The sequence below is a fragment of the Vibrio mediterranei genome (assembly GCF_900088415.1).
Taxonomy (GTDB): Bacteria; Pseudomonadota; Gammaproteobacteria; order Enterobacterales; family Vibrionaceae; genus Vibrio; species Vibrio mediterranei.
Genome location: NZ_FLLQ01000003.1, coordinates 442,646 through 468,077 on the forward strand (window position 1 = coordinate 442,646; position 25,432 = coordinate 468,077).

A 25,432-nucleotide genomic window follows, 5' to 3' on the forward strand; every position below is an offset into this window, starting at 1 on the left:
TTGATGTATTGATTGATAATATCAAAAAACATCACAACGTCACGTAATCTTGCGTTCAAGTGCCGTATTTTTACTCACTAGTCAGTATTTTTTTGAACCCGTCCTCATTCTGAGAGGATGAGTGCACTTTTATTAGTCCTTGTTTTATAGCGGTTCGACATGCTTGTCGGATATCTTCAGTCGCTAAACTTGCAGCAGGTGCATTATCTATCGCCTTCAAATAAACCCAATGACTTTTACTTTCTTTCATACTGACATCTCGCGCCATATGTGTAGCGATGAGTAATATGTCAAGCAGCTCTTTATCATTGATGGCGGTGTAGGCTCGCGGCAAGAATGGGTAGTTGGCCATGCCGACACGGACGATACGATTGATGTTTCGATTTGGCTCAAATTCGTCCACCCAACTTTGAATTTCTTCGAATAAGCTCTCTGCAGTTCGTGGCTTAATGCTCGGTTCAATATAGAGTAAGTTCGCGTCTGAGAAATGATAGATACGAGCAGGGCTTTCTATTTTGCTGCGGATAAATTCACCAAATGCACGTTCTAGTTCGAGACCCGATTTATAACCGTTTTGAAGGTACATATTTCTTAGGAACGGTACATCGATCATGACAAAACGAAGACGATCGCTTAAAGGCTCGTTAATAAGCTCACCAACCTGCCACTGTTCAAAGTAGCTTTGGGTGCGCTGCAACGAACTTGGTAAGTTAGCGTTCAATAAACGTAGGTTCGGCAAACCAGAGCGAGCATGGGTAAATAGCGTGTCATTAAGCTCTTTTAACTCGGCTTTGTTACGTCGATAAACATAGAACAATCTCAGTCCCATCAGCGCCATGACAGATAGGGCACAGAACAGACCAAAAGCGACTTTCTGGAACTTTTTCTGTTGCATCAGAGCATCTTTGAGCTCTTGTTTTTGTGTCTCGTAATGTAGACCCTGCTCAACAAATTGCTTTTGCTGTCTAAAGGCATCTTCACTTATTTGGTTAAGCTGATCTTGCTGGTAAATGCGCAGCGAATTGGCCTTCTTAATTTCATCGAGTGCTTGTTGGTAGTGACCTTGCTGTTCATGGCCCAACGCTAACAACTGGTATGCTTGCTGTTCTAGTGACGTTTGATTCAGGGATTTACTTAGCTCAAGTGCCTTGGTGGCATGTTCAATGACTTTGTCATTTTCTTGCTGGTGGTAAGCCAGTCCTGCGTAAAGCAGTGATGCACGTGCCTTAAGCGCGGGATAATCTGCATAACTTAATAAGTTTTCTGCTCGAGTAAGATACTGCTCGGCAAGCGGATAGTTGTAGAGTTGCAAATACGTGGATGCCAAACTAATTCGAATATCGATGACTTTTTCGATATTTTTATCGGTTGCTTGGTGGTCAATAACATTAAAGTAATGCACTAAAGCCAAGTTGTATTTCCCTTGAAGGAAATAAATATCCCCCATGAGCTTTAACACATCCGCGAGGATGGGGGATTCAGGGTAATTGCCATAAAAATCGGCGGCTTGTGACAAGTGTTCAAGCGCTTTATCCAGTACCTGACGCTGCATGAATAACTGCGCTAGCAATTGGTTAATATGTGCTAGCTGATCACTACTGTTCAGCTCGATTGCGGTCCAATAAGCGAGCAAGAGCTCAGATAGCGCTTCATTATAGCGTCGGTAGCGAAGGAAGTGGGTACCATAAGCGGTATGGTATTCAACTTCCCATTTCGAAAGTTTATCTTGCGGTACGAATTCATTCGCCTTTTGATACATATGATTCGCGAGATCGTATTCATTTTCCGCCGAAGCTATCTCTGCTTGTAAGATTTTGATGCGGTAGCTGGTGCGGTTAGCAATGCTTTGGCCTTTACGAATCGCCTCAAGGTCTTTTTCTATAGCCTTGAGCGCATCTAACGCTTTTGCCCCTTCGCTGTCTGTCAGCCACAGTAAACGTGTCTTGAGAATACGTACATCCAGCTCTAAGAACAGCAAGTGGTATTGCTTGGTCATTGACTCGGCTTTATCCAAGCCTTGCAAGGCCTCGCGGACTCGCCCCAAGTTAAACTGGGCTTGAGAAGCGATGATTAACGCATTCACCGTACTTAATGGCGTTCGAATGCGTTGGTCGGTATCGTCACGAGATAGGTTTGGAAGGCGATCATCATTGGGCTCTGCAAAACTGCGGTTTGTCAGGTAGTCGGTCGCGATTTCTAGCGCTTTGCTTGGCTCAATTTCGACCAACTTATCCGCCTCAACCAAGAGGGGAGAAGTAAAAGACGACGTTGCATTCGCCACACTACTTAGAAGCGCTGCAAAAATCCCTAATACAACCCAAAATTTAGAGCCCATGAAAGTGTCCATTTCCTGATGTTTAAAGGTTACTGTCTTGCCATACGAGCATTGTGCTCAGGTGCTTGATATTGATTAGAACGGTATGGGTTGATGTCTAAACCACCGCGACGAGTGTATCTTGCATACACAGTTAACTTAGTTGGATTACAGTATTGCATCAAATCAGTGAAAATACGTTCGACACACTGTTCGTGGAATTCGTTGTGCTCGCGAAAGGACACTAAGTAACGAAGTAACGCTTCTCGATCTATCTTTGCGCCTTGATATTGTATTTCCACGCTGCCCCAATCTGGCTGATTAGTGATCAAGCAGTTTGATTTTAGCAGGTGGCTATGAAGCGCTTCCTCAACGATTTCATCACCCGCAGCATCTTTAAGAAGCTCTGCATCAAATTCGTAGTTATCGATGGTAATATCTTGGTCATCAATACATTCGCCTGCCATACCTACGATTTTGGTATTTTCGAAATCCGCGACAGGGATCAGTTTGACACTGACCGTTTCGCCTGCGCAGTTAGACAGATCAGTTGCAATTGTGGACTGCACTTGCTCCCAAGTTGCAAATCGCGTTTGATTGTAGCTATTCAAATACAGTTTGAATGACTTCGACTCGATAAGGTTTGCACTCGTAGCTGGAATGGACACTTCACCGACCGCGACTTGAGGTAAACCTTTAGCATTGAGCCATGAGATTTCATATAGCGTCCAAATATCACACCCTTGGAATGGCAGAGTTTCCCCTAGTTCAAGGTCATCACGATTTAAGCTTCTCGGCACTGGTTGCAATAAAGTGGCATCGTAGTGATTGGCGTACTCGGTTTTTTGGCCGAGGGTGAGACCTGAAAGCTCTTTAGCGTTGGAATATTTGCTCATAATTGTGTGATATTTCGATTAGAATAAGCTGAATTTTACGAGATCCCTGAATAGCTGTCATCCTTTGTCGTGGTAAAACGCGTTGCAAGTGAAGGATAACTGGAGAGAATATGAATCAAAGTGTACAACAAGCTTTGGAGGCGTTTTCAAAACGCTATCAACAAGCATGGCAAGAAAAACATCAAACACTTCCTGCTAGTGAAGAATTGCATGGATTAGTTTCCCCATGTATTGATAGCAAAGATGAGCAACAGGTTTATTGGACACATTGTCTTCGCGATGCCCCTGAGACGCTCGAAAACATCGAGCAAGGTATTGAGTTGAGCCTTCACGATGACATTAAAGGTTTTTACGGCCATCAATATAGTGCTGATATGGAAGCAACTTGGCAGGGTAACGAACTGACCTTACTGCAAGTTTGGAGTGACGATGATTTTACTCGTTTGCAAGAAAATATCTTGGGCCACTTGGTGACACAAAGAAGGTTGAAGCTCAAGCCTACGGTATTTATCGCGGCAACCGATGCCGATATGGACGTGATTTCAATTTGCAACATCACTGGAAATGTCATTCTGGAGCGTTTGGGTACCGATAGAAGAGATGTGATTGCTGAAGATATCGTCACTTTCCTCGATGGATTGGAGCCTAACGTTTAATTATGTATGTTGTTGAGCTTCATTTTGAGTGTTTTGATAACACCACTATCAGCGCAGTAGAAAAAGGCATTAATGGCCTGATGGATGCGCTGCGATATAACGGTCAGGTATTAGGGCGTGAATTTCCCATAGTGATGGGGGAAGGGGAATTTTTTGTACGAGCTGTGTGTCCTGAACAAGAAAGCCTGCATCCCAAACATCACTCTGATTTTGTGAAAGTCTGTCTTAAGCGTTTATCAGAGGCATGCTTGCTCGCACCTAAAGTAAGGTTATTGGGGCGCGATATTAATTCAGAGCAAGCCGCAGAGGACGAAGTGCCAAGTTGGCAGGTGCTTTATACCACCTATGTGCACACTTGTTCTCCACTTCGAAGTGGTGAGACCTTATTGCCTATTCCGCTCTACCGAAACCCTCCGACTTTAAATGGAGACCATAAGTCGGTCATTAAATGGCAAACCGAATGGCAAGCTTGCGATGAGATTCAGATGGCAGGGGGATGTAAAGCGGAGCATGCCGCATTACGAGAACTATCGGACACTGGCAGTGATATTTTCCGTCGTGGTTGGGATATACGTGGCCGCATTGAGTACATTACGCAAATTCCAACCTATTACTATCTCTACAAAGTTGGTGGTAAAGATCTAGCAGAAGAGAAAGCTCGCAAATGCCCTAAATGTGGTGGTGAGTGGCTACTTGATGAGCCTTTGCATGACATTTTCTACTTCAAATGCGATACCTGCCGAATAGTGTCGAATATTTCTTGGGATCATCTGAAGTAAAACAGTTTGAACGCAGGGTTTAGAACGTAAAAAAGGTTGAAGCGAGATGCTTCAACCTTTTTTGTATCTGAGTTAAAAGCGAGTCATTACCAGCCTTTAACAACACCACCTTGGAAGATATCAGAAGCGGCGTTGTAGACTTCGTCAGTTTGGTATGCTTTAACGAAGTTTTGTACATTTTCAGCGTTTACATTGTCTTCACGAGCCACGATAAGGTTTACGTATGGCGACTCTTTATCTTCAACAAATACGCCGTCTTTTTGAGGTGTTAGGTTGATAGAGCTAGCGTACGTAGTGTTAATGACTGACAGCGCAACATCGTCGAGTGAACGTGGAAGTTGAGCAGCGTCAAGCTCAACGATAGTGATGTTTTTCGGATTGCTCTCGATGTCACGAACGGTAGCCAGTAGACCAACGCCATCACGTAGCGTGATCAGACCTTGTTGCTCAAGAAGCAGTAGAGAACGACCTAGGTTTGTTGGATCGTTTGGTACTGCAATGCGAGCACCATCTTGGATTTCATCCACAGACTTTACTTGCTTAGAGTAGCCTGCGATAGGGTAGACAAATGTGTTGCCTGCAACAGTCAGCTTATAGTTGCGGTCAGCAACTTGTTGATCCAAATATGGTTTATGTTGGAACGCGTTGATATCAATAGAGCCATCATCTAACGCTGCATTTGGCGTCACGTAATCTGTGAAGGTAACCAACTCAACATCAAGGTTGTATTTTTCTTTTGCCACTTTCGCTGCTACTTCTGCAACCTGTGCTTCTGCACCGGCCATAACACCAACTTTGATTTTGCTAGTATCGGCTTCTTTCTCACCACAACCGGCTAGAACGAGTGCAGACGCTGCTGCTGCGATTGCGAGTAAATTCTTAACGTTGAATTTCATGACTCTCTCCTTGTTATAAATCTAAAACTTCAATTATCTGTGGTCTACTCGGCGCACAATAGCGTCGCCAATAGACTGAATAATTTGTACTAATACGATGAGCATGACGACAGTAACTGCCATGATAACCACATCATATCGGTGGAATCCGTAACGTATCGCGACATCACCAAGACCACCGCCACCGACTGTGCCAGCCATTGCTGAGTAGCTTACAAGTGTCACTAATGTAATTGTCACTGAATTGACAATAGTAGGTAATGCTTCAGGAAGCAGCACTTTGGTAATAATTTGATAAGGGGTAGCACCCATTGACTGTGCCGCTTCCACTAAGCCCGTTGGAACTTCAAGCAAGGCGCCTTCAATTAAACGAGCGACAAATGGAATAGCCCCTACTGTTAATGGCACGATGGCTGCAGTTGTACCAATAAAGGTACCGATGAGCATTTTGGTCACTGGAATGATGGCGACCATTAACACTAAGAATGGTACAGAACGGCCTACGTTGACTATGGCACCTAGCACACTATTTAGGCGTGGATTTTCCAGCAAGCCACCTTTCTTCGTTGTATGGAGAATCACCCCTAGCGGAATACCTACTGCGAAGCCAACAATGCCAGCAACAGCGACCATGTAGAGCGTTTCCCATGTCGCGCCGAGCAGTAGATTGCTATTAAGTGATAGCCATTCAGAGACAGTATTAAAGGACATAGCCAAGTACCTCTACTTTTACATTGTGGTCACGAAGGTATTGGATTGCTGCATTATCATCGCTTTCATTACCGAATAACTCAGCGACCATCATGCCAAATTTAACCCCACCGGCATAATCAAGATCTGAGCTGAGAATGCTCACATCAATGTTGTATTTGCGCGCAATTTGCGTCATTAGCGGTGCGTCAACGGTTGCTCCAGTGAACTCAAGGCGTACCAGTGGGTAACTGCCTTCAACTCGTTCGGTTTGCAAACGAGCCTGATAATCTTCCGGAATGGAAAGATCGAGTGTGGAGCGAATAAATTCGTGCGCGAGCTCGGTTTTAGGATGAGCGAAGATTTCGCCCACAGTGCCTTTCTCTACAAGGCGACCATCACCAATGATTGCCACTTCATGGCAGATGCTTTTCACCACATCCATTTCATGAGTAATAAGTAACATGGTGATTTTAAGTTTACGGTTAATTTCTTTGAGCAGTTCAAGAATAGACTGAGTTGTCGCAGGGTCCAGTGCGCTCGTCGCTTCATCGCATAGCAGAACTTTAGGATCAGAAGCCAAGGCTCGAGCAATGGCGATGCGCTGTTTTTGTCCGCCACTCAGGTTAGCCGGATAGGTGTCACGCTTGTCGGCAAGGCCTACTAATTTAAGCAGTTCAGAGACTTTGTTCTCGATATCAGAGCTCGCTTTACCTGCAAGCTCAAGTGGTAACGCGACGTTCTCAAATACGGTGCGAGATGAAAGCAGATTAAAGTGCTGAAAGATCATGCCAATGTTGCGGCGCGTTTCGCTGAGCTCTGACTTGGACAGTTTAGTCAGGTCAATACCATCAACAATGACTGCTCCAGACGTCGGTGCTTCTAGCATGTTAACGCAACGAATCAGGGTACTTTTCCCTGCACCGGATGAGCCAATCACACCAAAGATGGTGCCTTCAGCAATATGAAGGTTAATATCAGACAAAGCGTTGATTTCCTTTGTCCCTTGATAAAACACTTTGTTTACCTGATTAATTTCGATCATCTAAGCAACCTGAACCCAATGAGTAGCATAAAAGTTTGAACTACATCTCAATTGATAGAAGATGCTATGGGTTTCACCGATTTGTGTCAATAGATATTTTTACGTCTAGACGTCTAAACGGCATTTTCATAGTGATGTGGATATAAAAGCATGTAATAATTCATGTCATTAGCACTTATCTAGAGCAAGAGAGTAACCTGTGGCAAAACCAGCTGTGTTTTTAGACCGTGATGGCGTAATCAATATCGACCATGGCTATGTAAGCGATGAACATGACTTCGAATATGTTGAAGGTGTATTTGAAGCGACTAAAAAGTTACAAGATATGGGCTACATGCTCGTACTGGTAACGAACCAGTCTGGGATCGCTCGTGGTATGTTCTCAGAAGACCGCTTTTTGTCTCTAACTCAATGGATGGACTGGAACTTCTCAGATAATGGCGTCGAATTTGACGGTATTTACTACTGCCCTCATCATCCAGAGCACGGTGTTGGTGACTACAAACAAGATTGTGATTGTCGCAAACCAAAGCCGGGAATGTTCATTTCGGCAAGAGATTTTCTCAAGATAGACATGGCTAAATCCGTTATGGTGGGTGACAAAGCAGAAGATATGATGGCGGCTGAAGCGGCTGGTGTGGGTACTAAGATTTTAGTTCGTACAGGTAAGCCTGTTACTGAGCGCGGTGAGTCCATTGCGACTACGGTTCTTAATAGCATCCGCGACGTACCAGCGTATCTTGCTAAATAGACACAAACTGAATGGGTGTTGGCCTTAAAGAGGAGAAATGATGCTTTCAATTGCAAAAAAAACGTTGTTACCCGTTTTATTGGTGAGTGGATTGGCGGCATGCAGTAGTGGAGGACAAACGGAATCCACAGCTGGTAATTATCATGTGCTCCAATATGAGTGTGATAGTCAAAATTTCCAGGTCACTCAACTTTCCAGTGAACAAATCCTTTTGCTGATAGATAAGACGGAATATCCGTTGCATCGAGTCCCCTCAGCATCCGGCGTGCGCTATACCTTGGATGGTGAATCGCAAACCGATTCTAATATTGAGTTGTTCAGTAAAGGTCGAGAAGGCATGCTGACAATGAATGGTGTCACTGATAAGTCCTGCCGTATGACCACACGCAGTATTCCTAAAGGCTAATGACTAAAAAACTGACCATACTTGATATCGCGAAACTATCGGGAGTCGGCAAATCGACCGTCTCTCGAGTGTTGACCAATGACCCCAAAGTTAAGCCTGAGACTCGCGAAAAGGTAGAGCAGGTGATCGCGGAGCATGGTTATGTTCCGTCAAAATCGGCTCAGTCTATGCGAGGTGGTGGAGCTCAGAACGTGATTGGTGTGATCATTTCTCGATTGGATTCCCCTTCTGAAAACAAAGCCGTCAGCAGCATGCTTAATGTACTTTATGCGGCAGGCTATGACGTGGTGATTATGGAAAGCCAGTTCGATCCGGTGAAAACTAATGAGCATCTTAACGTGTTGCGAAAGCGAAATGTGGATGGGGTAATAGTGTTTGGTTTTACCGAGTTGGATCTGGATGCCGTGGCAGATTGGGATGAAAAGGTAGTTGTGATTGCGATGGATACCGATCGAGTGTCGTCGATCAATTACGACAATGCCGGTTTGATCCATGCGGTTCTCAATAAGCTTAAAGATCAAGGCGTGAGTGATCTGGCGTTTATTGGTGTAGATCCTGAAGATAAAACTACAGGTTTAGCTCGCTTAAACGCTTATCAAGTTTGGTGTGAAGAGCAGCAATTGCCGGCTCGGTTTCGTACCGGAGCACTTCATCATGAGAGTGCATACTCACTAGTGGATGATGTGGTGAGTGATTCTCTGCAAGCCATTGTCTGTGCCAGCGATACTCTAGCACTGGGCACCATTAAGCGCTTACAAGAGTTAGGAAGAGAGGACATTATTGTCACGGGTATTGGTGGCAATGAATTGTTGTCATTTTTATTCCCAAATATCTACAGTATTGATCCTGGCTATCATCAAGCAGGTGAAAAAGCAGCTAACCTATTGATTAAGCAGTTGAAAGGCGACGCTGTCGTCTCTCATCTCACACAAGAAGCTGTGTAAAAACGGCTTCTACTCTGTCTTCTTATCCTTTTCTTTTGATGCATTTCTCTACAATTATTGTGATCACTCTCAACTAATGGGAATGTTCCCATTTACGTTTTTTTCTCGTATGTCACACTGCATTTAGATTTTTGGGAATGTTCCCATTGGCGCATTGCGGTATTATTAATACAACGAGACACATGGACGTTTGTTATCCAACGTCTCTATATCAGTAAAAAGGTGTACATACGATGAGCAAGATAGCGAAGCAAGACATTGCAGCCATCATCGAAGGGGTAGGCGGAGCCGACAACATTGCCAGTGTGAGTCACTGCTTAACTCGTCTGAGATTTGTTCTTAACGACACAGAAAAAGCAGATAAATCAGCACTGGAAAGCTTAAAGGTTGTTAAGGGCTGTTTTACCAATGCTGGCCAATTCCAAGTCGTAATTGGTACTGAAGTCGATGAAGTATACAAGCTACTTATTGACATGGCGGGAAAGAAAGCTGCATCAAAAGATGATGCCAAACTGGCTGCTCGCCAAAATATGAATATTCTCGAGCGTGGTATTTCGCATTTAGCCGAAATTTTTGTTCCTCTTTTACCTGCGATTATCACTGGTGGTCTGATTCTTGGTTTTCGAAATGTCATTGGCGACATTCGCATGTTCGATGGCAAGACGCTGGTTGAAATCAGCCAGTTCTGGGCCACGGTTCATTCGTTCTTATGGTTAATTGGTGAAGCAATCTTCTTCTTCCTGCCTGTTGGTGTGTGTTGGTCGACAGTGAAAAAACTGGGAGGCACACCTATTCTGGGTATTACTCTGGGTGTGACCTTGGTGTCGCCACAACTAATGAATGCCTACTTAATCGGTAAGCAGGTTCCTGAAGTCTGGGACTTTGGTTTATTCGTGATAGAGAAAGTGGGCTATCAAGCTCAGGTCATTCCAGCCATGTTAGCCGGTGTTGCGTTGGCCTTTATCGAAACGAACCTTAAACGTATTGTTCCAAGTTACCTGTATCTGGTTGTGGTGCCTTTCGTTTCAATCATTCTATCTGTGATTTTAGCGCACGCACTTATTGGTCCTTTTGGTCGCGTGCTGGGTGACGGTGTTGCATTTGCAGCGAAAGCTGCGATGACGGGTGACTTCGCGGTTCTTGGTTCTATGGTATTTGGCTTCCTATACGCACCACTTGTGATAACGGGTATCCACCACACGACTAACGCCGTTGACTTACAGCTTATGCAAGACCTTGGAGGTACGCCAATCTGGCCTTTGATTGCTTTGTCAAACATTGCTCAAGCTTCTGCAGTTGTCGGTATCATCATTATTAGTAAGCGCGAAGGCGAACGAGATATTTCAGTTCCTGCTGCTATCTCTGCGTACTTAGGGGTAACAGAGCCTGCAATGTACGGTATTAACTTGAAATACAAATTCCCGATGTTGAGCGCCATGATTGGTAGTGCGCTTGCTGCAGCGATTTGTGGTAGTGCTGGTGTAATGGCGAATGGTATTGGTGTTGGTGGTCTACCGGGTATTCTTTCCATCCAACCTCAGTACTGGACGGTATATCTAATGGCGATGCTAGTAGCTATGGCGGTGCCAATTATCCTAACCCTGTTCCTGTATAAACGCGCTCAGTCAAAAGGCGAGCTAGAGCTCGCAAGCGCGTAACTCCCCCATTAGTGGCTCAATTTGAGCCACTGTTTTCTTTTTGTTTCTTTTGTAATGGTAAGTGAGATTGAAATCGATGAGTCAACAAGCTCAACAAGACTGGTGGAAAACCGCCACTATTTATCAAATCTATCCGAAGAGTTTTTGTGACAGCGGCAACAAAGGTATGGGGGATATCAAAGGCATTACCTCAAAGCTAGATTACCTTGATCAGCTTGGTGTTGATGCTATCTGGTTAACACCAGTATATGCCTCTCCAATGATTGATAACGGTTACGATATTGCTGACTATTACGCTATTAACCCTGATTTTGGCACCATGCAAGATTTTGATGAGCTACTAGAACAAGCTCATCAAAAGGGGATTCGTATTATCATGGATATCGTAGTGAACCATACGTCAACACAGCATGAATGGTTCCAGGCCGCTCTTGGTGATAAGCAAAGTCCTTATCGTGATTATTATATTTGGAAACCTGGTCGTGATGGGCAAGCCCCAAACAACTGGCAATCTAAATTTGGTGGCTCAGCATGGGCACTAGATGAAGCCACAAACGAATACTATTTGCATTTGTTTGCCAAAGAGCAGGCCGATCTGAACTGGGAGAACCCTGCTGTTCGAGACGACGTAAAACGTGTGATTGAGTTTTGGGCGCAAAAAGGAGTCGATGGATTTAGGTTAGACGTCATTAACCTGATTTCAAAGCAGCAAGATTTTGCAGATGATCATATTGGTGATGGCCGTCGCTTTTACACTGATGGCCCTAGAGTGCATGAATATCTACAAGAGATCAGCGAAGCGGTATTCCAAAAGTATGGTTCAGTGACGGTCGGTGAGATGTCTTCGACAACGCTAGAGCATTGCCAGCAATACAGCGCGTTAGATAGCAAAGAGCTGTCGATGGTGTTTAACTTTCATCACTTGAAAGTTGATTATCCAAATGGAGAGAAGTGGACTAAAGCGGATTTTGACTTTGCCCAGCTCAAGCAAATTTTCAACCATTGGCAAACGGGGCTGAATGGCAAAGGTTGGGGAGCACTGTTTTGGTGTAACCATGACCAGCCACGCATTGTGAGCCGCTTGGGTAATGATACCCGCTATCACAATAAGTCGGCGAAAATGCTCGCAGCGTCCGTCCATTTAATGCAGGGAACGCCATACATATTCCAAGGCGAAGAGATTGGTATGACTAACCCAGGTTTTACTGAGCTTGCTCAGTATCGTGATGTGGAAAGTTTGAATATGTACCAGCTAATGGTTGAAGAGGGTACAACGTCTCATGATGAGATGATGGCAATCTTGCAGCAAAAATCTCGAGATAACTCTCGCACGCCGATGCAATGGGATGGCAGTGTTAATGCAGGGTTTACTTCAGGAACACCTTGGATCGAGGTCTCTAAAAATTACCCACAAATCAATGCGCAGGCAGCACTTCAAGACGAGCAATCCGTGTTCTACTTCTACAAGGAACTGATCGCTCTTCGCAAAACGATGCCTGTAATAACCGATGGTAGTTATACTGATTTGTTCCCGGAGCATGAACAGGTGCATGGATATCTGCGAGAAAACGCTGAAACCATGTTGCTATGCCTGAATAACTATTTCGGGCAGGAGACTCAGGTCACTCTACCTGAATCTTTCGTTGCGCTCACTGGACAACGAGTCTTGAGCAACTACGACCTAGAACGCAAAGTAACACTTGAGAAAAAAGTAGTCATGAAGCCGTATGAGACGGTAGCTATTTTGATTAATAAGTAACGAGCAATGCCCTTCGCCGAACTGAGAGGAAAGCGAAGGGCATTGGTATTAACCGTAGGTCACTACGTAGCGGGTAGGCTTATGGTTCATAGCTAGAACAAGGTTCAGCAATACTGCACCCAAGATGGAGATCATAATGACGCTCGGTGAGACAAAGAAGAACGAAGCGACTAGGATCGAGCAATCTATTGCCATTTGAGTTTTGCCAACTGAAATACCAAATTTATCTTGAATAAACAGGCAAAGCACATTGAACCCACCAAGACTTGAGCGATGTCGGAATAGAATCAGCATGCCGAGCCCCATCAGCAAGCCGCCAGCAATGGCACAATAAATATCGTTAATCTGATCCAGTGACACGACACGGTACATGTTGTCTGTGATAACAGAGACCAATGCTCCCGAAATAGCGCTACTCGCGGCAAATCGTTTACCAAAGCGTTTCCATGCTAACAGATAGAACGGGCTATTGAAGGCAAAATACAAGGTACCGAAAGAAACCGGCACAAACTGGCTTACAAGAAGCGCCAGACCTGTGGTACCGCCAGTTAATAGTTGAGCCGACTGAAGAAAGAAAATACCTTGGGCAACAATAAATGTACCAGTCAGTATTGCTATCCAATCTTCTCTACGTGAGTGTTTTTGCATCAGTTCAAAATTCTTCTTAGTAATAATCGCCGCAATAGTATTGAAAAGATGATCTTTTCGGTAGCTTGAAGGCGAAATTTGCGGTAAACCTATGTAATTCAAATTTTACACTGTGTAAATGGAATTATTGACACTTAGTGTACACATTGTCGTACTAATTCAGGCGCCCATGATGATACCTAAGGTTCACTATGAGAAAACTGCATGAGAAATTTCCAATTTTCTCTTTATGACCTAGATCAAATTATGTATGATGCAAGTCATCAAATGTGGTGACGAAAACGTTTGCTTTTGGTCATTGTGTGGTTTTTTTGAAACTTTCAGAACAATCTGAGTCAGGAGATACAGATGCTTAAGCGTGATATGAACATCGCTGATTACGATGCGGAGCTATTTGCAGCTATTCAAGAAGAAACCCTTCGTCAAGAAGAGCACATCGAGCTTATCGCTTCGGAAAACTACACCAGCCCTCGCGTAATGGAAGCGCAAGGCTCTCAGCTAACAAACAAATATGCTGAAGGTTATCCGGGCAAGCGCTACTACGGTGGTTGTGAATACGTCGATAAAGCGGAAGCACTAGCGATTGACCGTGCGTGTGAGCTATTTGGTTGTGAGTATGCGAACGTTCAGCCTCACTCTGGCTCTCAAGCGAACAGTGCCGTGTACATGGCTCTACTTAACCCAGGCGATACAGTATTAGGTATGAGCTTGGCTCATGGTGGTCACCTTACTCACGGTTCTCCAGTTAACTTCTCTGGTAAGCACTACAACGTAATTCCTTACGGTATCGATGAAGCTGGTCAAATCAACTATGACGAGATGGAACAGCTAGCACTTGAGCACAAGCCAAAAATGATCATTGGTGGTTTCTCTGCATATAGCCAGATCGTAGATTGGGCTCGTATGCGTGAAATTGCGGATAAAGTTGATGCGTATCTGTTTGTTGATATGGCGCACGTTGCAGGTCTTATTGCAGCTGGTGTTTATCCAACGCCTGTTCCTCATGCGCACGTTGTGACGACCACAACACACAAAACATTAGCGGGTCCTCGCGGTGGTCTAATCCTGTCTAATGCAGGCGAAGACATGTACAAGAAGCTAAACTCAGCTGTTTTCCCTGGTGGTCAAGGTGGTCCTTTGATGCATGTTATCGCTGGTAAAGCAGTAGCATTCAAAGAAGCAATGGAGCCTGAGTTTAAAGAGTACCAAGCTCGCGTAGTTAAGAACGCAAAAGCGATGGTTGCCCAGTTCCAAGAGCGCGGCTACAAGATCGTGTCTAACGGAACTGAGAACCATCTGTTCCTTGTTGACCTAATCGACAAAGATATTACAGGTAAAGAAGCGGATGCAGCCCTAGGTGCAGCGAACATTACTGTAAACAAAAACTCAGTACCTAATGACCCACGCAGCCCGTTCGTAACGTCTGGTATCCGTGTTGGTTCTCCAGCGATTACTCGCCGTGGTTTTACTGAAGCCGATGCGACTGAGCTTGCTAACTGGATGTGTGATGTTTTAGACAACATCAATGATGAATCAGTGATTGAAGCGACAAAAGCTAAAGTACTAGAGATCTGTAAGCGTCTACCTGTTTACGCTTAATAGGTTTATCTAAGAAATAATAAAAGCGAGCTATGAGCTCGCTTTTTTGATCTTGTATTCGTTTGAAAAGTAAACGCTGGCTACTTATTGATATTCAGTAAAGTTCCAGATTTACACTTGAACGAATAGTACTTGCGACTTTCACTAAATTGCCCCAAGCCTTCACCATTACAGTAATCAATATTAATGTCACGCATGATATCCAGCGTTTTCTCGCTGTTCAGTGCGAATTTAGCGCCGTCTTTACAAACGATCCGAACTCGGCCATCGTCGCTCACCGAGTACAGATTTACCTCGGTATTACACAGTTCAAATGACGCCTCTAAGTAGTTGTCTTGTTGAGTATTCTGCGCACAACCACCAATAACAGTAGCGGCTAAAATAGGCAGACCAACTTTAAGTAACTTCATGCTACATCCTTGATTGAATAATATTTTTCTTTAAGCCTACCTAAATATAGCGAAAATGCGAGTATGAGAATGTCATCTTGGCGATTTTTCTTAAAAAAAACACGGATGGCTCTAAGAGCGAATCCGTGTTTAATAAGAAACCACAAATGGAATTACTTAATTTCTACGCCTTGAGCCTGTAGGTCCGCATGATAAGAAGAACGAACAAATGGGCCACATGCCGCGTGAGTAAAGCCAAGTTCCAGCGCAATATCTTTTAGCTCATCAAACTCAGAAGGCGGAACGTAGCGTTCTACAGGTAAATGGTGACGGCTTGGCGCAAGGTACTGGCCTAACGTTAACATGGTAACGCCGTGCTCACGAAGGTCTTTCAATACCTCCACGATTTCTTCTTTCGTTTCACCCAAGCCCATCATTAAGCCCGACTTTGTTGGTACGTCAGGGTGCATCTCTTTAAACTTCTTAAGCAGTTGTAGCGACCACTTGTAGTTTGCACCTGGACGAGCTTTACGATATAGACGAGGAGCGGTCTCTAGGTTGTGGTTGAAGACATCTGGTGGGTTGTCTTTCATTGCCTCAAGCGCAACATCCATACGGCCACGGAAATCTGGAACTAAGGTTTCAATACGGATTTCTGGGTTAAGTGCTCGGATTTCGCGGTTACAGTCAGCAAAGTGTGTCGCACCACCATCACGAAGATCGTCGCGGTCAACAGAAGTCACTACAACATACTTCAGCTTCATGTCTTTGATTGTTTGCGCCAGCTTTTTAGGTTCACCAGCTTCTGGAGCGTTGGGGCGACCATGGGCAACATCGCAGAATGGGCAACGACGAGTACAGATTGCGCCAAGAATCATGAATGTTGCTGTACCGTGGTTGAAGCATTCAGCTAAGTTAGGACAGGATGCTTCTTCACAAACAGAGTGCAGGTCATTTTTACGCATTGCAGATTTGATATCTTGAATACGTTGGCTGTCTGCAGGGAGTTTGATCTTCATCCACTCTGGTTTACGAAGGATCTCTTTCTGCTCGGTAGGCATGTTCTTAACTGGAATCAATGCCATTTTGTCAGCGTCACGGTACTTAACGCCTTTTTCCATTTGGATAGGTTTGCTCATCGTCTTATGCTTCTTCGCTGAATTCTACTTGCTCGTAATCAAGTATTGTTATGAGTGCTTTGATTAATTGGTCTTCTACGACGGACACTTGCTGTGGACCGCCCAACTGGCTGACCTGAACCATTTCCATTCCGGCATAGCCGCAAGGATTAATTCTTAAAAAGGGAGTGAGATCCATATTGACGTTCAACGCCAGTCCATGGAAAGAGCATCCTTTTCTGATGCGTAAGCCCAATGAACATACTTTTTTATTGTCAACATAGACGCCAGGTGCGTCGGGTCTCGCAGCCGATTCGATATTGTATTCTTTTAGCGTTTGAATAACGAGGTCTTCGATATGAGTAACCAGTTCACGAACGCCCAGTTTTTTACGACGGAGATTGATTAAGAAATAGGCCACTAACTGGCCTGGACCATGATAGGTGACTTGGCCACCACGGTCACTTTGTACAACGGGAATATCACCAGTGTTAAGTAGATGCTCGGCTTTGCCTGCTTGACCTTGCGTAAACACAGGGTTGTGTTCAACTAACCAAACTTCGTCGCGCGTTTGTTCTGTGCGATTATCAGTAAACTCATGCATCGCTTTCCAGACAGGCTCATAGTCCTTTCTACCAAGCTTTTTTACAACTAGTTGATTTTCCACCAATCACTCCGCTGCCACTTAATAAAGTATTCGCATTATAAACATGTTGGTGGTTTTGAACTACCAATAAATAACGAATTCTTAACGACTGAATCACTATTAAGTGCTAGGTTTTTGAAATATAAAAAGAAAGCAGCCTGAGCTGCTTTCAAAAAAAATTTAAAGTTTAAAATTTTTATAGAACCATGCGAACAATATCGATTTCACCAAGTTCTTTATACAAGGTCTCTACTTGCTCGATAGACGTTGCAGTGATGTTGATCGATACTGCATGGTAGTTGCCTTTTGCACTTGGTTTGATAGTTGGGCTGTAATCCCCTGGCGCGTGGCGCTGGATTACTTCCACTACCTTTTCAGGAAGTTCTGGCTTAGCGTAACCCATCACTTTGAATGTAAAAGAGCAAGGGAACTCTAGTAGGTCTTTGAGTTTTGCATCAGAGTTGATGGTCAACATATTAGGGACTCCAAAAATACCAATTCGTTATAACGATGCGAATAGTAATGCCTTATGTGGATGATCTCAAGCCAACAAAAAGTAAAGCCGCATTGTGCGGCTTTACGGAAACTTGATTACTTTTAATTCTAGAGTTCGATTATTAGAACAAGCTCTTGAAAAGTAATACGATGTAATCCCATAGACGACTGAATAGGCTACCTTCTTGAACATCTTCAAGTGCAAGTAGTGGGTATTCAGCAACATCTTCGCCGTCTAGTTGATAGTATAGCTTACCAACGACATCGCCTTTAGATATTGGTGCTTCAAGCTGTTTTTCAAGTACGAAACTAGCTTTTAGGTTTTTCGCTTGGCCGCGTGGGAGTGTGACGAAGGTATCTTGGTCAACACCTAGTGCTACAGCGTCTTTGTCACCCATCCAGACTTTTTCTTCTACGAAGGTTTCGTCGGCTTTATGTGGATTCACTGTTTCGAAGAAACGGAAGCCATAGCTCAACAGCTTTTTACTTTCAGATTTACGTGCATTGGCGCTCTTAGTGCCCATAACTACCGCAACTAAACGCATCTTACCTTCAGTTGCTGAGCTTACTAAGTTATAACCAGCTTGGCTTGTGTGGCCAGTTTTAATGCCATCAACGTTCATGCTCTTATCCCACAATAAGCCATTACGGTTATATTGGGTAATGCCGTTGTAGGTGAATTTTTTCTCTGAGTAAATACGGTACTCATCTGGAACGTCGCGGATCAGTGCACGACCAAGTAGCGCTAAATCGTAAGGCGTAGAATATAGGTTCGGGTTATCCAAGCCGTGAACGTTGGCGAAGTGTGAATTGTTCATGCCGATAGACTTAGCCCACGCATTCATTAGATCGACAAACGCGTCTTCTGAACCTGCGATATGCTCAGCCATTGCTACACATGCATCATTACCTGATTGAATAATGATGCCTTTGTTAAGCTCTTCAACGGTTACCTTTGTGCCAACTTCGATAAACATCTTCGATGAATCAGGGAAGTTCTTTGCCCAAGCGTTTTTACTGATGGTAACTTCATCTTCTGGAGTGATGTTGCCACGCTTCAGTTCTTGGCCGATAACGTAGCTGGTCATCATTTTTGTCAGGCTAGCCGGGTGAAGTTGAGTGTTCATCTCTTTTTCAGCTAGGACTTTGCCTGAGTTGTAGTCCATCAAAACGAAGCCTTTCGCTGCGATTTGAGGTGCATCCGGCATAACAACAGGCGCCGCAGAAGCAGAAGTTGCTGCTAAAGTTGCGGTAAGAGCAATGGAAGTTAGAAGTTTCATAGAAGGTTTATTCTTATTCATTTGAATACAATTTTTGTTTGTTGTCCGTATATTAACAGAACGGTCTGGGCAAACTAGATAGCTTACACTAAGTAACAACCGTTATTTATGTCAATGATGTTTACATTTTTTTGACGAAAGCTGAGGAGTAGCCAATCTTTTTCACTTGTTCGAGAACATCTTGAGTCTGCTTGTAGTCTTTGAAAGGACCAAGCATTAGACGGTAGTTGCTATTTACAGGTGCTAGAAATGTGTCCACTGATAGCTTTCGACCGAGTTCTTTCGATAAAGTTTCGACGCGATCCTTATGTGGAGATGCGGCAACTTGAATGGTGTACTCTGGGTGTTTGTCTACTTTATGTTGGCTGGTGGAGCGTTCGACAATGATTACTTCAATCTCGACATTGGCGGTACCTGTCTTAATGACATCGAGTTTCTTTGCCGCCGCATAGCTCAAATCAATGATTCGCCCTTCGTGAAAAGGACCTCGATCATTGACGCGAACGATGGTTTCTTTGCCATTGTCTAAATTGGTGACCTTAACATAGCTTGGTAAAGGCAAGGTTTTATGGGCAGCCGACATAGAATACATGTCATACACTTCACCATTCGACGTCAGATGACCATGAAATTTTTTCCCATACCACGAAGCCTGTCCGCGCTCTTTAAATCCGGTTGGATCTTTAATCACCTTGTAGCTGTTTCCTCGCAAGGTGTAGTTCTTGTTACCGCCTAAGCTATAAGGTTCATATTTAGGTTGAGCACCTTCAATATGGTCAACAGAGATAGGACTTGAAGGAGCTACATCATCGCTTAACTCATAGCGACTGTCTGACGACGAACAACCAGCAAGAGCGACCAATCCCACAGTAAAGCAAAGCAATGTTTGGTAGTGACGGTGACGGATAGAAAATCGATTCATTACGTTGCCTTTGAAAATGCCTTTCTGTGCGTATGGATAGACATTAAGATGCCGAAACCAGCCATTAACGTCACCATGGAGGTGCCGCCATAACTGACAAGAGGTAGAGGTACGCCTACTACAGGTAATATACCGCTTACCATACCAATATTTACGAAAACGTAAACAAAAAAGCTAAGTACAATGCTGCCTGCCATCATTCTACCGAATGCGGTTTGTGCTGAACTGGCTAAATATAAGCCACGGCCAATAATAAACAGATAGAGGGCAAGCAATAATAAAATGCCTATCATGCCCCATTCTTCGGCGATAACTGCAAAAATAAAGTCAGTATGTCGTTCTGGAATAAATTCAAGCTGTGATTGAGTGCCTTGCATCCAGCCTTTGCCTGTAATCCCACCGGAACCAATGGCGATCTTACTTTGGATAATATGATAACCTGCACCGAGTGGATCTGATTCTGGGTCGAACAAGGTTCTGACACGGACTTTTTGGTACTCACGCATCAAAAAGAACCATAACACAGGGATAAAGGCTCCAAGTGCTACAACCGCACTAATAATGATTTTCCAACTGATACCTGCAAGGAAGATTACGAAAATACCAGAAGCGGCAATTAGTATGGATGTACCTAAGTCGGGTTGTTTAGCAATCAGAATGGTTGGTACAAATACCATCACTAAAGACATCACTAAAGTCTGGAAAGTGATGGGAAGTGAACGCTTACCTATGTATCGCGCGACCATTAAAGGCACGGCAAGTTTCAGTAGTTCTGAAGGTTGAAAGCGAACAAAGCCTAAATTGAGCCACCTCTGTGCTCCCTTAGATGCTTCACCAAAAAACAATACTCCGAGTAGCAATAGTACCCCAACAAAGAACATGATTGGAGCGAGTGACTCGTAGGTTCTCGGGGAGAATTGTGCGAGCACAATCATAACAACGAGGGCGAGAACCATACGCATGGCTTGTCTGTCCATCATGGCCAAACTCTGCCCACTTGCACTGTACATAACGACTAGGCCAAAGGCCATTAAAGCCAGAATACCTAATAGCAGTGGCAAATCGATATGGAAGCGTTCGAATAGAACTCTATTTTGTCCTGTTGATGGATCAAATCTCATTCTTCTTCACTCTTTTCGTCTCGAAGGGCCAAATCAAACAGCTGACGTGCTACAGGTGCGCCGTTAGAAGAACCACCTCCGGCGTTTTCTAGTACAACGGTCACAACTACCTTTGGATCTTTGAAAGGTGCAAACCCCGTGAATAGTGCGTGGTCTTTTAAGTGCTCTTCCAGTTCCTCGGCGTTGTACTCCTGGTCTTGAGCCAAGCTAAACACCTGTGCTGTACCGGACTTACCACCCGACTGATAAGGCATGTTCTTAAAGGCGCGGCGAGCAGTACCTTTGACGCCATGGTTAACCAATCGCATTCCTTCGAGTGCGATGTCCCAGTAGCTCTCTTTCACACCGGTAATCGGCGGGCGAGAGTCAACTTCAGCCATTGTTTGGTGTTCAAAACTATCACCATTATCGATAGTGGCACGTAATAGGTGTGGAGATAAAACTTCTCCATGATTAACCAGTACGGAGGTAGCTTTGGCTATTTGCATTGGCGTTGCAGTCCAATAACCTTGTCCAATACCTACAGGAATCGTATCACCTTGATACCATGGCGTGCGATGACGAGCCATTTTCCATTCTCGTGTCGGCATATTCGCTTTACTTTCTTCATAGATATCAATGCCGGTATAGTCACCAAAACCAAACATCATCATCCACTTAGATAGTCTATCAATGCCCATATCATAGGCGATTTGATAGAAGAAAGTATCCACGGATTCTTCAATGGCTTTAAGGATATTGACTTTACCGTGTCCCCAACGTAACCAATCACGGAAGGGACGCGTTTTCGAGTTTGGAATTCGCCAATACCCAGGGTCATTACGCGTTGTTTGAGGCGTAATGACGCCTTCTTGGAGTGCCCCAACCGCAATAAAAGGTTTTACCGTTGATGCTGGTGGATAAATACCAAGCGTTGCACGGTTCACCAGTGGACGGTTTTTATCTTCCAAAAGGGCTTTATAAGCTTTACTTGAAATACCATTTACAAAGGCGTTAGGGTCATAACTAGGGCTAGACACCATTGCGAGTACGCCATTGTCATTTGGATCTAGGACAATCGCAGAGCCGCGTCTTCCTGCTAACAGTTTATGAACTTTAAGTTGTAGTTTGATATCGAGGTTTAGCACGATATCTTTGCCCGGAATTGGCGGAACAAACTTTAAGGTACGCAGTACTCGACCACGACTGTTTACTTCAACTTCTTGATAACCTGCGGTGCCGTGTAGAATTTCTTCGTAGTAGCGTTCGATGCCTAACTTACCAATGTCACGAGTAGCTTGGTAATTCGCGTCTCTTTCTTCTCTGACGAGACGACGCATATCACGGTCGTTTATTCGTGATACGTAGCCAATAACATGCGTCAGTACATCGCCAAATGGGTAATAACGCTTCAGGTTTGCCGCTATTTCTACGCCAGGGAACTTATGTTGATTAACGGAGAAAACAGCAACTTGCTCTTCGGTTAATTGAGTAAGAAGAGGGATAGATTTGAATCGGCGAGTACGTTTTCGGTCTCGTTCAAATGCTTCAATACGTTCTTCGGGGATATCTAAAAACTTACGCAGCCCAGCAATAGTTTCATCCATGTTCTTCACCTTTTCAGGGGTGATTTCTAGGTTGAAGACTGGACGGTTCTCTGCCAGTAGGATGCCATTTCTGTCATAGATAAGGCCGCGATTTGGCGCGATTGGTACGACTTTAATGCGGTTATCATTAGAGCGAGTCTTGTAGTCTTGATACTGATTAACCTGAATATTATAAAGGTTTGCAACAAGTACTAGCATCATGGCAATGATAAATACGAATGCAACGACAGCACGGCTTTTGAACAGCCGCGCTTCTGCCTGATGGTCCCGTATCTGGCTACGTTTACGTCTCATAACTTGTTGGCTTACTCTCTATGGTAAGGATGGTTTGCAGTAATTGACCAAGCGCGATAGAGGCTTTCCGCCATGACAATTCTCACGAGAGGGTGGGGTAGCGTTAGCGCTGAAAGTGACCAGCTTTGATCAGCTGCGGCTTTACAAGCTGGTGCCAGACCTTCTGGGCCACCAATCAAAATAGAGACGTCGCGCCCATCTAGCTTCCAGCTCTCGAGTTGCTCAGCCAGTTGAGGGGTATCCCATTTCTTACCTGGAATATCTAATGTCACAATACGGTTTCCTTTAGGAACCGCCGCTAACATCGCTTCGCCCTCTTTTTGTAAGATACGTGCAATATCAGCATTTTTGCCTCGCTTCCCCGCGACAATTTCCACCAGTTCAAGTGGCATATCATGAGGGAAACGACGCTTGTATTCTTGAAAGCCTTCTTCGACCCATTTCGGCATTTTTGTACCGACAGCGATGAGTTGGAGTTTCAATGTATTAGCTCCAAAGCTTTTCTAATTGGTAAAGGTCACGGTGCTGTTCCTGCATGACATGCAGCATGGTTGAACCCATATCGAGAACCACCCACTCACCTTCTTGCTCGCCGTCAACGCCGAGAGGTTCCATACCAGCTTTCTTCACTTCAGAAGCAACATGATCGGCAATTGAAATTACATGTCTTTTTGACGTACCCGTACAGACAATCATAAAATCAGTCACGCTAGACTTCCCTTCAACATCAATCGTTACGATGTCTTGTGCTTTCATATCGTCGGCTTTGTCGGCTAGAAATAGTTTCAATTCTTCGCGTTGCAAAAGTTTTTCCTCGTTGTTCTTAATTAAGTTGAGCCTCAGGCTCAATTGACCTGCAATTATACCACGAAATTATGGATGTAAAGACAGGCTGCTGTCAGTAGCACTCAGGTTGAGCGTTAGCTGGTGTAGAAAGGGCCACGGGCTCAACTCGTATTGGGTCTTTACTTGGACCTCGATTGAAGCGAGTAGTTGCATGGCTTGTTTAAGTCGTATTGCGGTAAGGCGCTGCAGAGCAGCGCTATAGAGTGGTTTTTTATTTTGCCACACTCTAAAGCTATCAAAGACTTGGTTAAGCGAAGATTGAGTCAACATCTGTTGCATTTTGATGAGCTGTTGAAGCTCTTTTTGAATCGAACGCAACAAAATAACGGCTTCTATTCCTTCTGCTTCAAGTTGTAAGAGAATTCGATTCGCTCGTTTTGGTTTACCTTCTAAGATCGCGTCTATCCAGTGGAACACTGTAAAATGGTTATGACGGCTTAGGGACTCTTGAACACGGAGCAGGTTGAGTTGGCCATCAGGATAGAGCAATGACAGCTTCTCTAAGCTTTGAGAAAGAGCAAACAGGTTTCCCTCATGCCACTGACATAGGAGCTGTATTGCTTCACCGTCAGGCTTAAGTCCTGAGGCATTGCATCGCCTCATTACCCATTGAGGGAGGTGTTTGACATCAGGGGCAGCGCAGCTCACCAAACAGCCATTTAGAGCCTTGAACCATTTTGCCGACTCTTGAGCCCTCGTCAGCTTAGCCCCAGTGATGATAACAACAATGTCTTCATGCAAGTGAGACGATATTTCTAACAACTGTTTGGCGATAGCAGCGTTAATACCAGACTCAGGGATAGATAGTTCTATAATTTGCTTAGATGAAAACAGGCTAAGTGCTTGTGTGCAATCATAGACATCATTCCAATCCAGTGAACTGTCCACGGAGAAACGGTGATGTTCTTCAAATCCTAATTGTCGAGCATGACGAATGATCGAGTCTCGACTTTCTTGGACAAATAGCGGTTCATTACCAAAAATAAGATAGCAGCCATACCACTGACGGTTCAGTGTTTCTGCAAGGCGGTCAGCAAATACTCTCACGCTAATTGGCCGTTATGATTGGGTGTTTTGGCTAGTTGATGCTGGCTCAGTAGTATTCAACATTTCTAACTCATGCTCCTCGATTTCAGCTTTGAGTCGTGCCATTTGACGCATCATTTGCTGAGCTGAGAACTCGCGCATTTCATCTTCAAGCAGCTTACGTTCGGCAGACTTTGCTAGTGCCGATAGCGGGTTATCCAAGTAGCTGCGTGTCATTGTTGCAGTAAAATCTTTGCTACCGACATCGGGAATTGAAACTCGATAATTAACATCATAGACAATTTCTTTTTCGGCCGCGCGAGTGTTTTGATAGAGGGATAATGTCCTGTCGGTGATTTGCTCACTGATTATGTGTAAGTTTGGAATGTCTTTACGAGGTTCAACCAATTCAATTTGACTGAGGCGTAACTGCTCTTTTACTAATCGAGTGATCTTACTGTATTGGTCAAAACTGGTGACAGACATTTCTTTTATATCTTCAGGGACAGTGTATTCGCCTCTGAGTTGGAAACCACATGCGCTGAGCAGAGTAGTGAGTAGGATTACGAAACTAATTTGTGAAAATTTGGTTTTAAATAGGCGCATAGTGCTCGCAGACTCTGTTAAAAAGGCTTATGTAAGTTTCATTAGGCAGTGAACTTAAATAA

26 protein-coding genes are annotated in these 25,432 nt (G+C 44.2%); 8 read left to right on the forward strand and 18 right to left on the reverse strand.

The annotated features are described in order from the left end of the window. Window positions 1–70: 70 nt before the first annotated feature. Both VME0621_RS11895 and queF read right to left on the reverse strand, forming a co-directional pair. Window positions 71–2,335, reverse strand: coding sequence for a tetratricopeptide repeat protein (locus VME0621_RS11895; RefSeq protein ID WP_062456941.1), 2,265 nt, complete (start codon window positions 2,333–2,335; stop codon window positions 71–73). A gap of 29 nt (window positions 2,336–2,364) precedes the next feature. Beyond that, window positions 2,365–3,210, reverse strand: coding sequence for an NADPH-dependent 7-cyano-7-deazaguanine reductase QueF (queF, locus tag VME0621_RS11900; protein WP_062456944.1), 846 nt, complete (start codon window positions 3,208–3,210; stop codon window positions 2,365–2,367). A gap of 110 nt (window positions 3,211–3,320) precedes the next feature. On the opposite strand from queF, the gene syd reads away from it, so the two are divergent. Both syd and VME0621_RS11910 read left to right on the forward strand, forming a co-directional pair. After that, window positions 3,321–3,866, forward strand: coding sequence for a SecY-interacting protein (syd, locus tag VME0621_RS11905; protein WP_062456947.1), 546 nt, complete (start codon window positions 3,321–3,323; stop codon window positions 3,864–3,866). 2 nt (window positions 3,867–3,868) lie between these two features. After that, on the forward strand, window positions 3,869–4,645 hold the full coding sequence (locus tag VME0621_RS11910) for a Zn-ribbon-containing protein (RefSeq protein WP_062456949.1): 777 nt from the start codon (window positions 3,869–3,871) through the stop codon (window positions 4,643–4,645). A gap of 86 nt (window positions 4,646–4,731) precedes the next feature. Here the strand turns inward: VME0621_RS11910 and VME0621_RS11915 are convergent, their stop codons facing one another. Genes VME0621_RS11915 through metN form a run of 3 tightly spaced genes read right to left on the reverse strand, consistent with a single transcriptional unit; the run spans window position 4,732 to window position 7,276 of the window. Continuing rightward, the gene (locus VME0621_RS11915; RefSeq protein ID WP_062456951.1) at window positions 4,732–5,541 is read right to left on the reverse strand and encodes a MetQ/NlpA family lipoprotein; all 810 of its coding nucleotides are present in this window, start codon (window positions 5,539–5,541) and stop codon (window positions 4,732–4,734) included. 33 nt (window positions 5,542–5,574) lie between these two features. Further along, window positions 5,575–6,252, reverse strand: a complete 678-nt coding sequence (locus VME0621_RS11920) for a methionine ABC transporter permease (RefSeq protein ID WP_006075394.1) — start codon at window positions 6,250–6,252, stop codon at window positions 5,575–5,577. Continuing rightward, the gene (gene metN, locus VME0621_RS11925) at window positions 6,242–7,276 is read right to left on the reverse strand and encodes a methionine ABC transporter ATP-binding protein MetN (protein ID WP_062456954.1); all 1,035 of its coding nucleotides are present in this window, start codon (window positions 7,274–7,276) and stop codon (window positions 6,242–6,244) included. Before metN ends, VME0621_RS11920 begins: the two co-directional genes overlap by 11 nt. A 199-nt stretch (window positions 7,277–7,475) precedes the next feature. Between metN and gmhB the strand changes: the two genes are divergently transcribed. The 5 genes from gmhB to treC all read left to right on the forward strand — a co-directional run bounded on the left by gmhB (window position 7,476) and on the right by treC (window position 12,794). Next, window positions 7,476–8,027, forward strand: a complete 552-nt coding sequence (gmhB, locus tag VME0621_RS11930; RefSeq protein WP_062456956.1) for a D-glycero-beta-D-manno-heptose 1,7-bisphosphate 7-phosphatase — start codon at window positions 7,476–7,478, stop codon at window positions 8,025–8,027. 37 nt (window positions 8,028–8,064) lie between these two features. Next, complete coding sequence (locus tag VME0621_RS11935; protein WP_050798666.1) at window positions 8,065–8,433, forward strand: MliC family protein; 369 nt, start codon at window positions 8,065–8,067, stop codon at window positions 8,431–8,433. Then, the gene (gene treR, locus VME0621_RS11940; protein WP_062456959.1) at window positions 8,433–9,377 is read left to right on the forward strand and encodes a trehalose operon repressor TreR; all 945 of its coding nucleotides are present in this window, start codon (window positions 8,433–8,435) and stop codon (window positions 9,375–9,377) included. The genes VME0621_RS11935 and treR overlap by 1 nt, the downstream gene beginning before the upstream one ends. A 233-nt stretch (window positions 9,378–9,610) precedes the next feature. After that, complete coding sequence (gene treB / locus VME0621_RS11945; RefSeq protein WP_062456962.1) at window positions 9,611–11,035, forward strand: PTS trehalose transporter subunit IIBC; 1,425 nt, start codon at window positions 9,611–9,613, stop codon at window positions 11,033–11,035. A 76-nt stretch (window positions 11,036–11,111) separates the two neighbouring features. Then, entirely contained in the window at window positions 11,112–12,794 is a 1,683-nt protein-coding gene (gene treC / locus VME0621_RS11950) for an alpha,alpha-phosphotrehalase (protein ID WP_062456966.1), read from the forward strand. Window positions 12,795–12,842: 48 nt separating this feature from the next. Here treC and VME0621_RS11955 read toward each other — a convergent pair whose 3' ends face one another. Beyond that, the gene (locus VME0621_RS11955) at window positions 12,843–13,442 is read right to left on the reverse strand and encodes a YitT family protein (protein ID WP_062457046.1); all 600 of its coding nucleotides are present in this window, start codon (window positions 13,440–13,442) and stop codon (window positions 12,843–12,845) included. 348 nt (window positions 13,443–13,790) lie between these two features. Here VME0621_RS11955 and glyA point away from each other — a divergent pair, with 348 nt between their 5' ends. After that, window positions 13,791–15,041, forward strand: coding sequence for a serine hydroxymethyltransferase (glyA, locus tag VME0621_RS11960; protein ID WP_062456970.1), 1,251 nt, complete (start codon window positions 13,791–13,793; stop codon window positions 15,039–15,041). An 80-nt stretch (window positions 15,042–15,121) separates the two neighbouring features. Here the strand turns inward: glyA and VME0621_RS11965 are convergent, their stop codons facing one another. The 12 genes from VME0621_RS11965 to VME0621_RS12020 all read right to left on the reverse strand — a co-directional run bounded on the left by VME0621_RS11965 (window position 15,122) and on the right by VME0621_RS12020 (window position 25,370). Beyond that, complete coding sequence (locus VME0621_RS11965; protein WP_031493179.1) at window positions 15,122–15,451, reverse strand: hypothetical protein; 330 nt, start codon at window positions 15,449–15,451, stop codon at window positions 15,122–15,124. Window positions 15,452–15,603: 152 nt separating this feature from the next. Further along, entirely contained in the window at window positions 15,604–16,569 is a 966-nt protein-coding gene (lipA, locus tag VME0621_RS11970; RefSeq protein ID WP_062456972.1) for a lipoyl synthase, read from the reverse strand. A 4-nt stretch (window positions 16,570–16,573) separates the two neighbouring features. Then, on the reverse strand, window positions 16,574–17,215 hold the full coding sequence (gene lipB, locus VME0621_RS11975; protein WP_031493180.1) for a lipoyl(octanoyl) transferase LipB: 642 nt from the start codon (window positions 17,213–17,215) through the stop codon (window positions 16,574–16,576). 175 nt (window positions 17,216–17,390) lie between these two features. Beyond that, window positions 17,391–17,669, reverse strand: coding sequence for a DUF493 family protein YbeD (gene ybeD / locus VME0621_RS11980; protein ID WP_031493181.1), 279 nt, complete (start codon window positions 17,667–17,669; stop codon window positions 17,391–17,393). A 142-nt stretch (window positions 17,670–17,811) separates the two neighbouring features. Next, a complete protein-coding gene (locus tag VME0621_RS11985) occupies window positions 17,812–18,990 on the reverse strand; it encodes a serine hydrolase (RefSeq protein ID WP_031493182.1) in 1,179 nt (392 codons plus the stop codon). Between the two features lie 100 nt (window positions 18,991–19,090). Further along, window positions 19,091–19,891 carry a septal ring lytic transglycosylase RlpA family protein gene (locus tag VME0621_RS11990; RefSeq protein WP_062456976.1) on the reverse strand — a complete coding sequence of 267 codons (801 nt, stop codon included), beginning with the start codon at window positions 19,889–19,891 and terminating at the stop codon, window positions 19,091–19,093. Then, on the reverse strand, window positions 19,891–21,012 hold the full coding sequence (gene rodA / locus VME0621_RS11995; RefSeq protein WP_062456979.1) for a rod shape-determining protein RodA: 1,122 nt from the start codon (window positions 21,010–21,012) through the stop codon (window positions 19,891–19,893). The genes VME0621_RS11990 and rodA overlap by 1 nt, the downstream gene beginning before the upstream one ends. Beyond that, window positions 21,009–22,892 (reverse strand): penicillin-binding protein 2, encoded by a 1,884-nt coding sequence (gene mrdA, locus VME0621_RS12000; RefSeq protein ID WP_006075609.1) that lies wholly within the window; start codon window positions 22,890–22,892, stop codon window positions 21,009–21,011. Before mrdA ends, rodA begins: the two co-directional genes overlap by 4 nt. 11 nt (window positions 22,893–22,903) lie before the next feature. Continuing rightward, on the reverse strand, window positions 22,904–23,374 hold the full coding sequence (gene rlmH / locus VME0621_RS12005; RefSeq protein ID WP_006075610.1) for a 23S rRNA (pseudouridine(1915)-N(3))-methyltransferase RlmH: 471 nt from the start codon (window positions 23,372–23,374) through the stop codon (window positions 22,904–22,906). Between the two features lie 4 nt (window positions 23,375–23,378). After that, the gene (gene rsfS, locus VME0621_RS12010) at window positions 23,379–23,696 is read right to left on the reverse strand and encodes a ribosome silencing factor (RefSeq protein ID WP_006075611.1); all 318 of its coding nucleotides are present in this window, start codon (window positions 23,694–23,696) and stop codon (window positions 23,379–23,381) included. A gap of 69 nt (window positions 23,697–23,765) precedes the next feature. Next, complete coding sequence (gene holA, locus VME0621_RS12015) at window positions 23,766–24,785, reverse strand: DNA polymerase III subunit delta (RefSeq protein WP_062456981.1); 1,020 nt, start codon at window positions 24,783–24,785, stop codon at window positions 23,766–23,768. Between the two features lie 12 nt (window positions 24,786–24,797). Continuing rightward, window positions 24,798–25,370, reverse strand: a complete 573-nt coding sequence (locus VME0621_RS12020; protein WP_038225409.1) for an LPS-assembly lipoprotein LptE — start codon at window positions 25,368–25,370, stop codon at window positions 24,798–24,800. Window positions 25,371–25,432 lie beyond the last annotated feature (62 nt).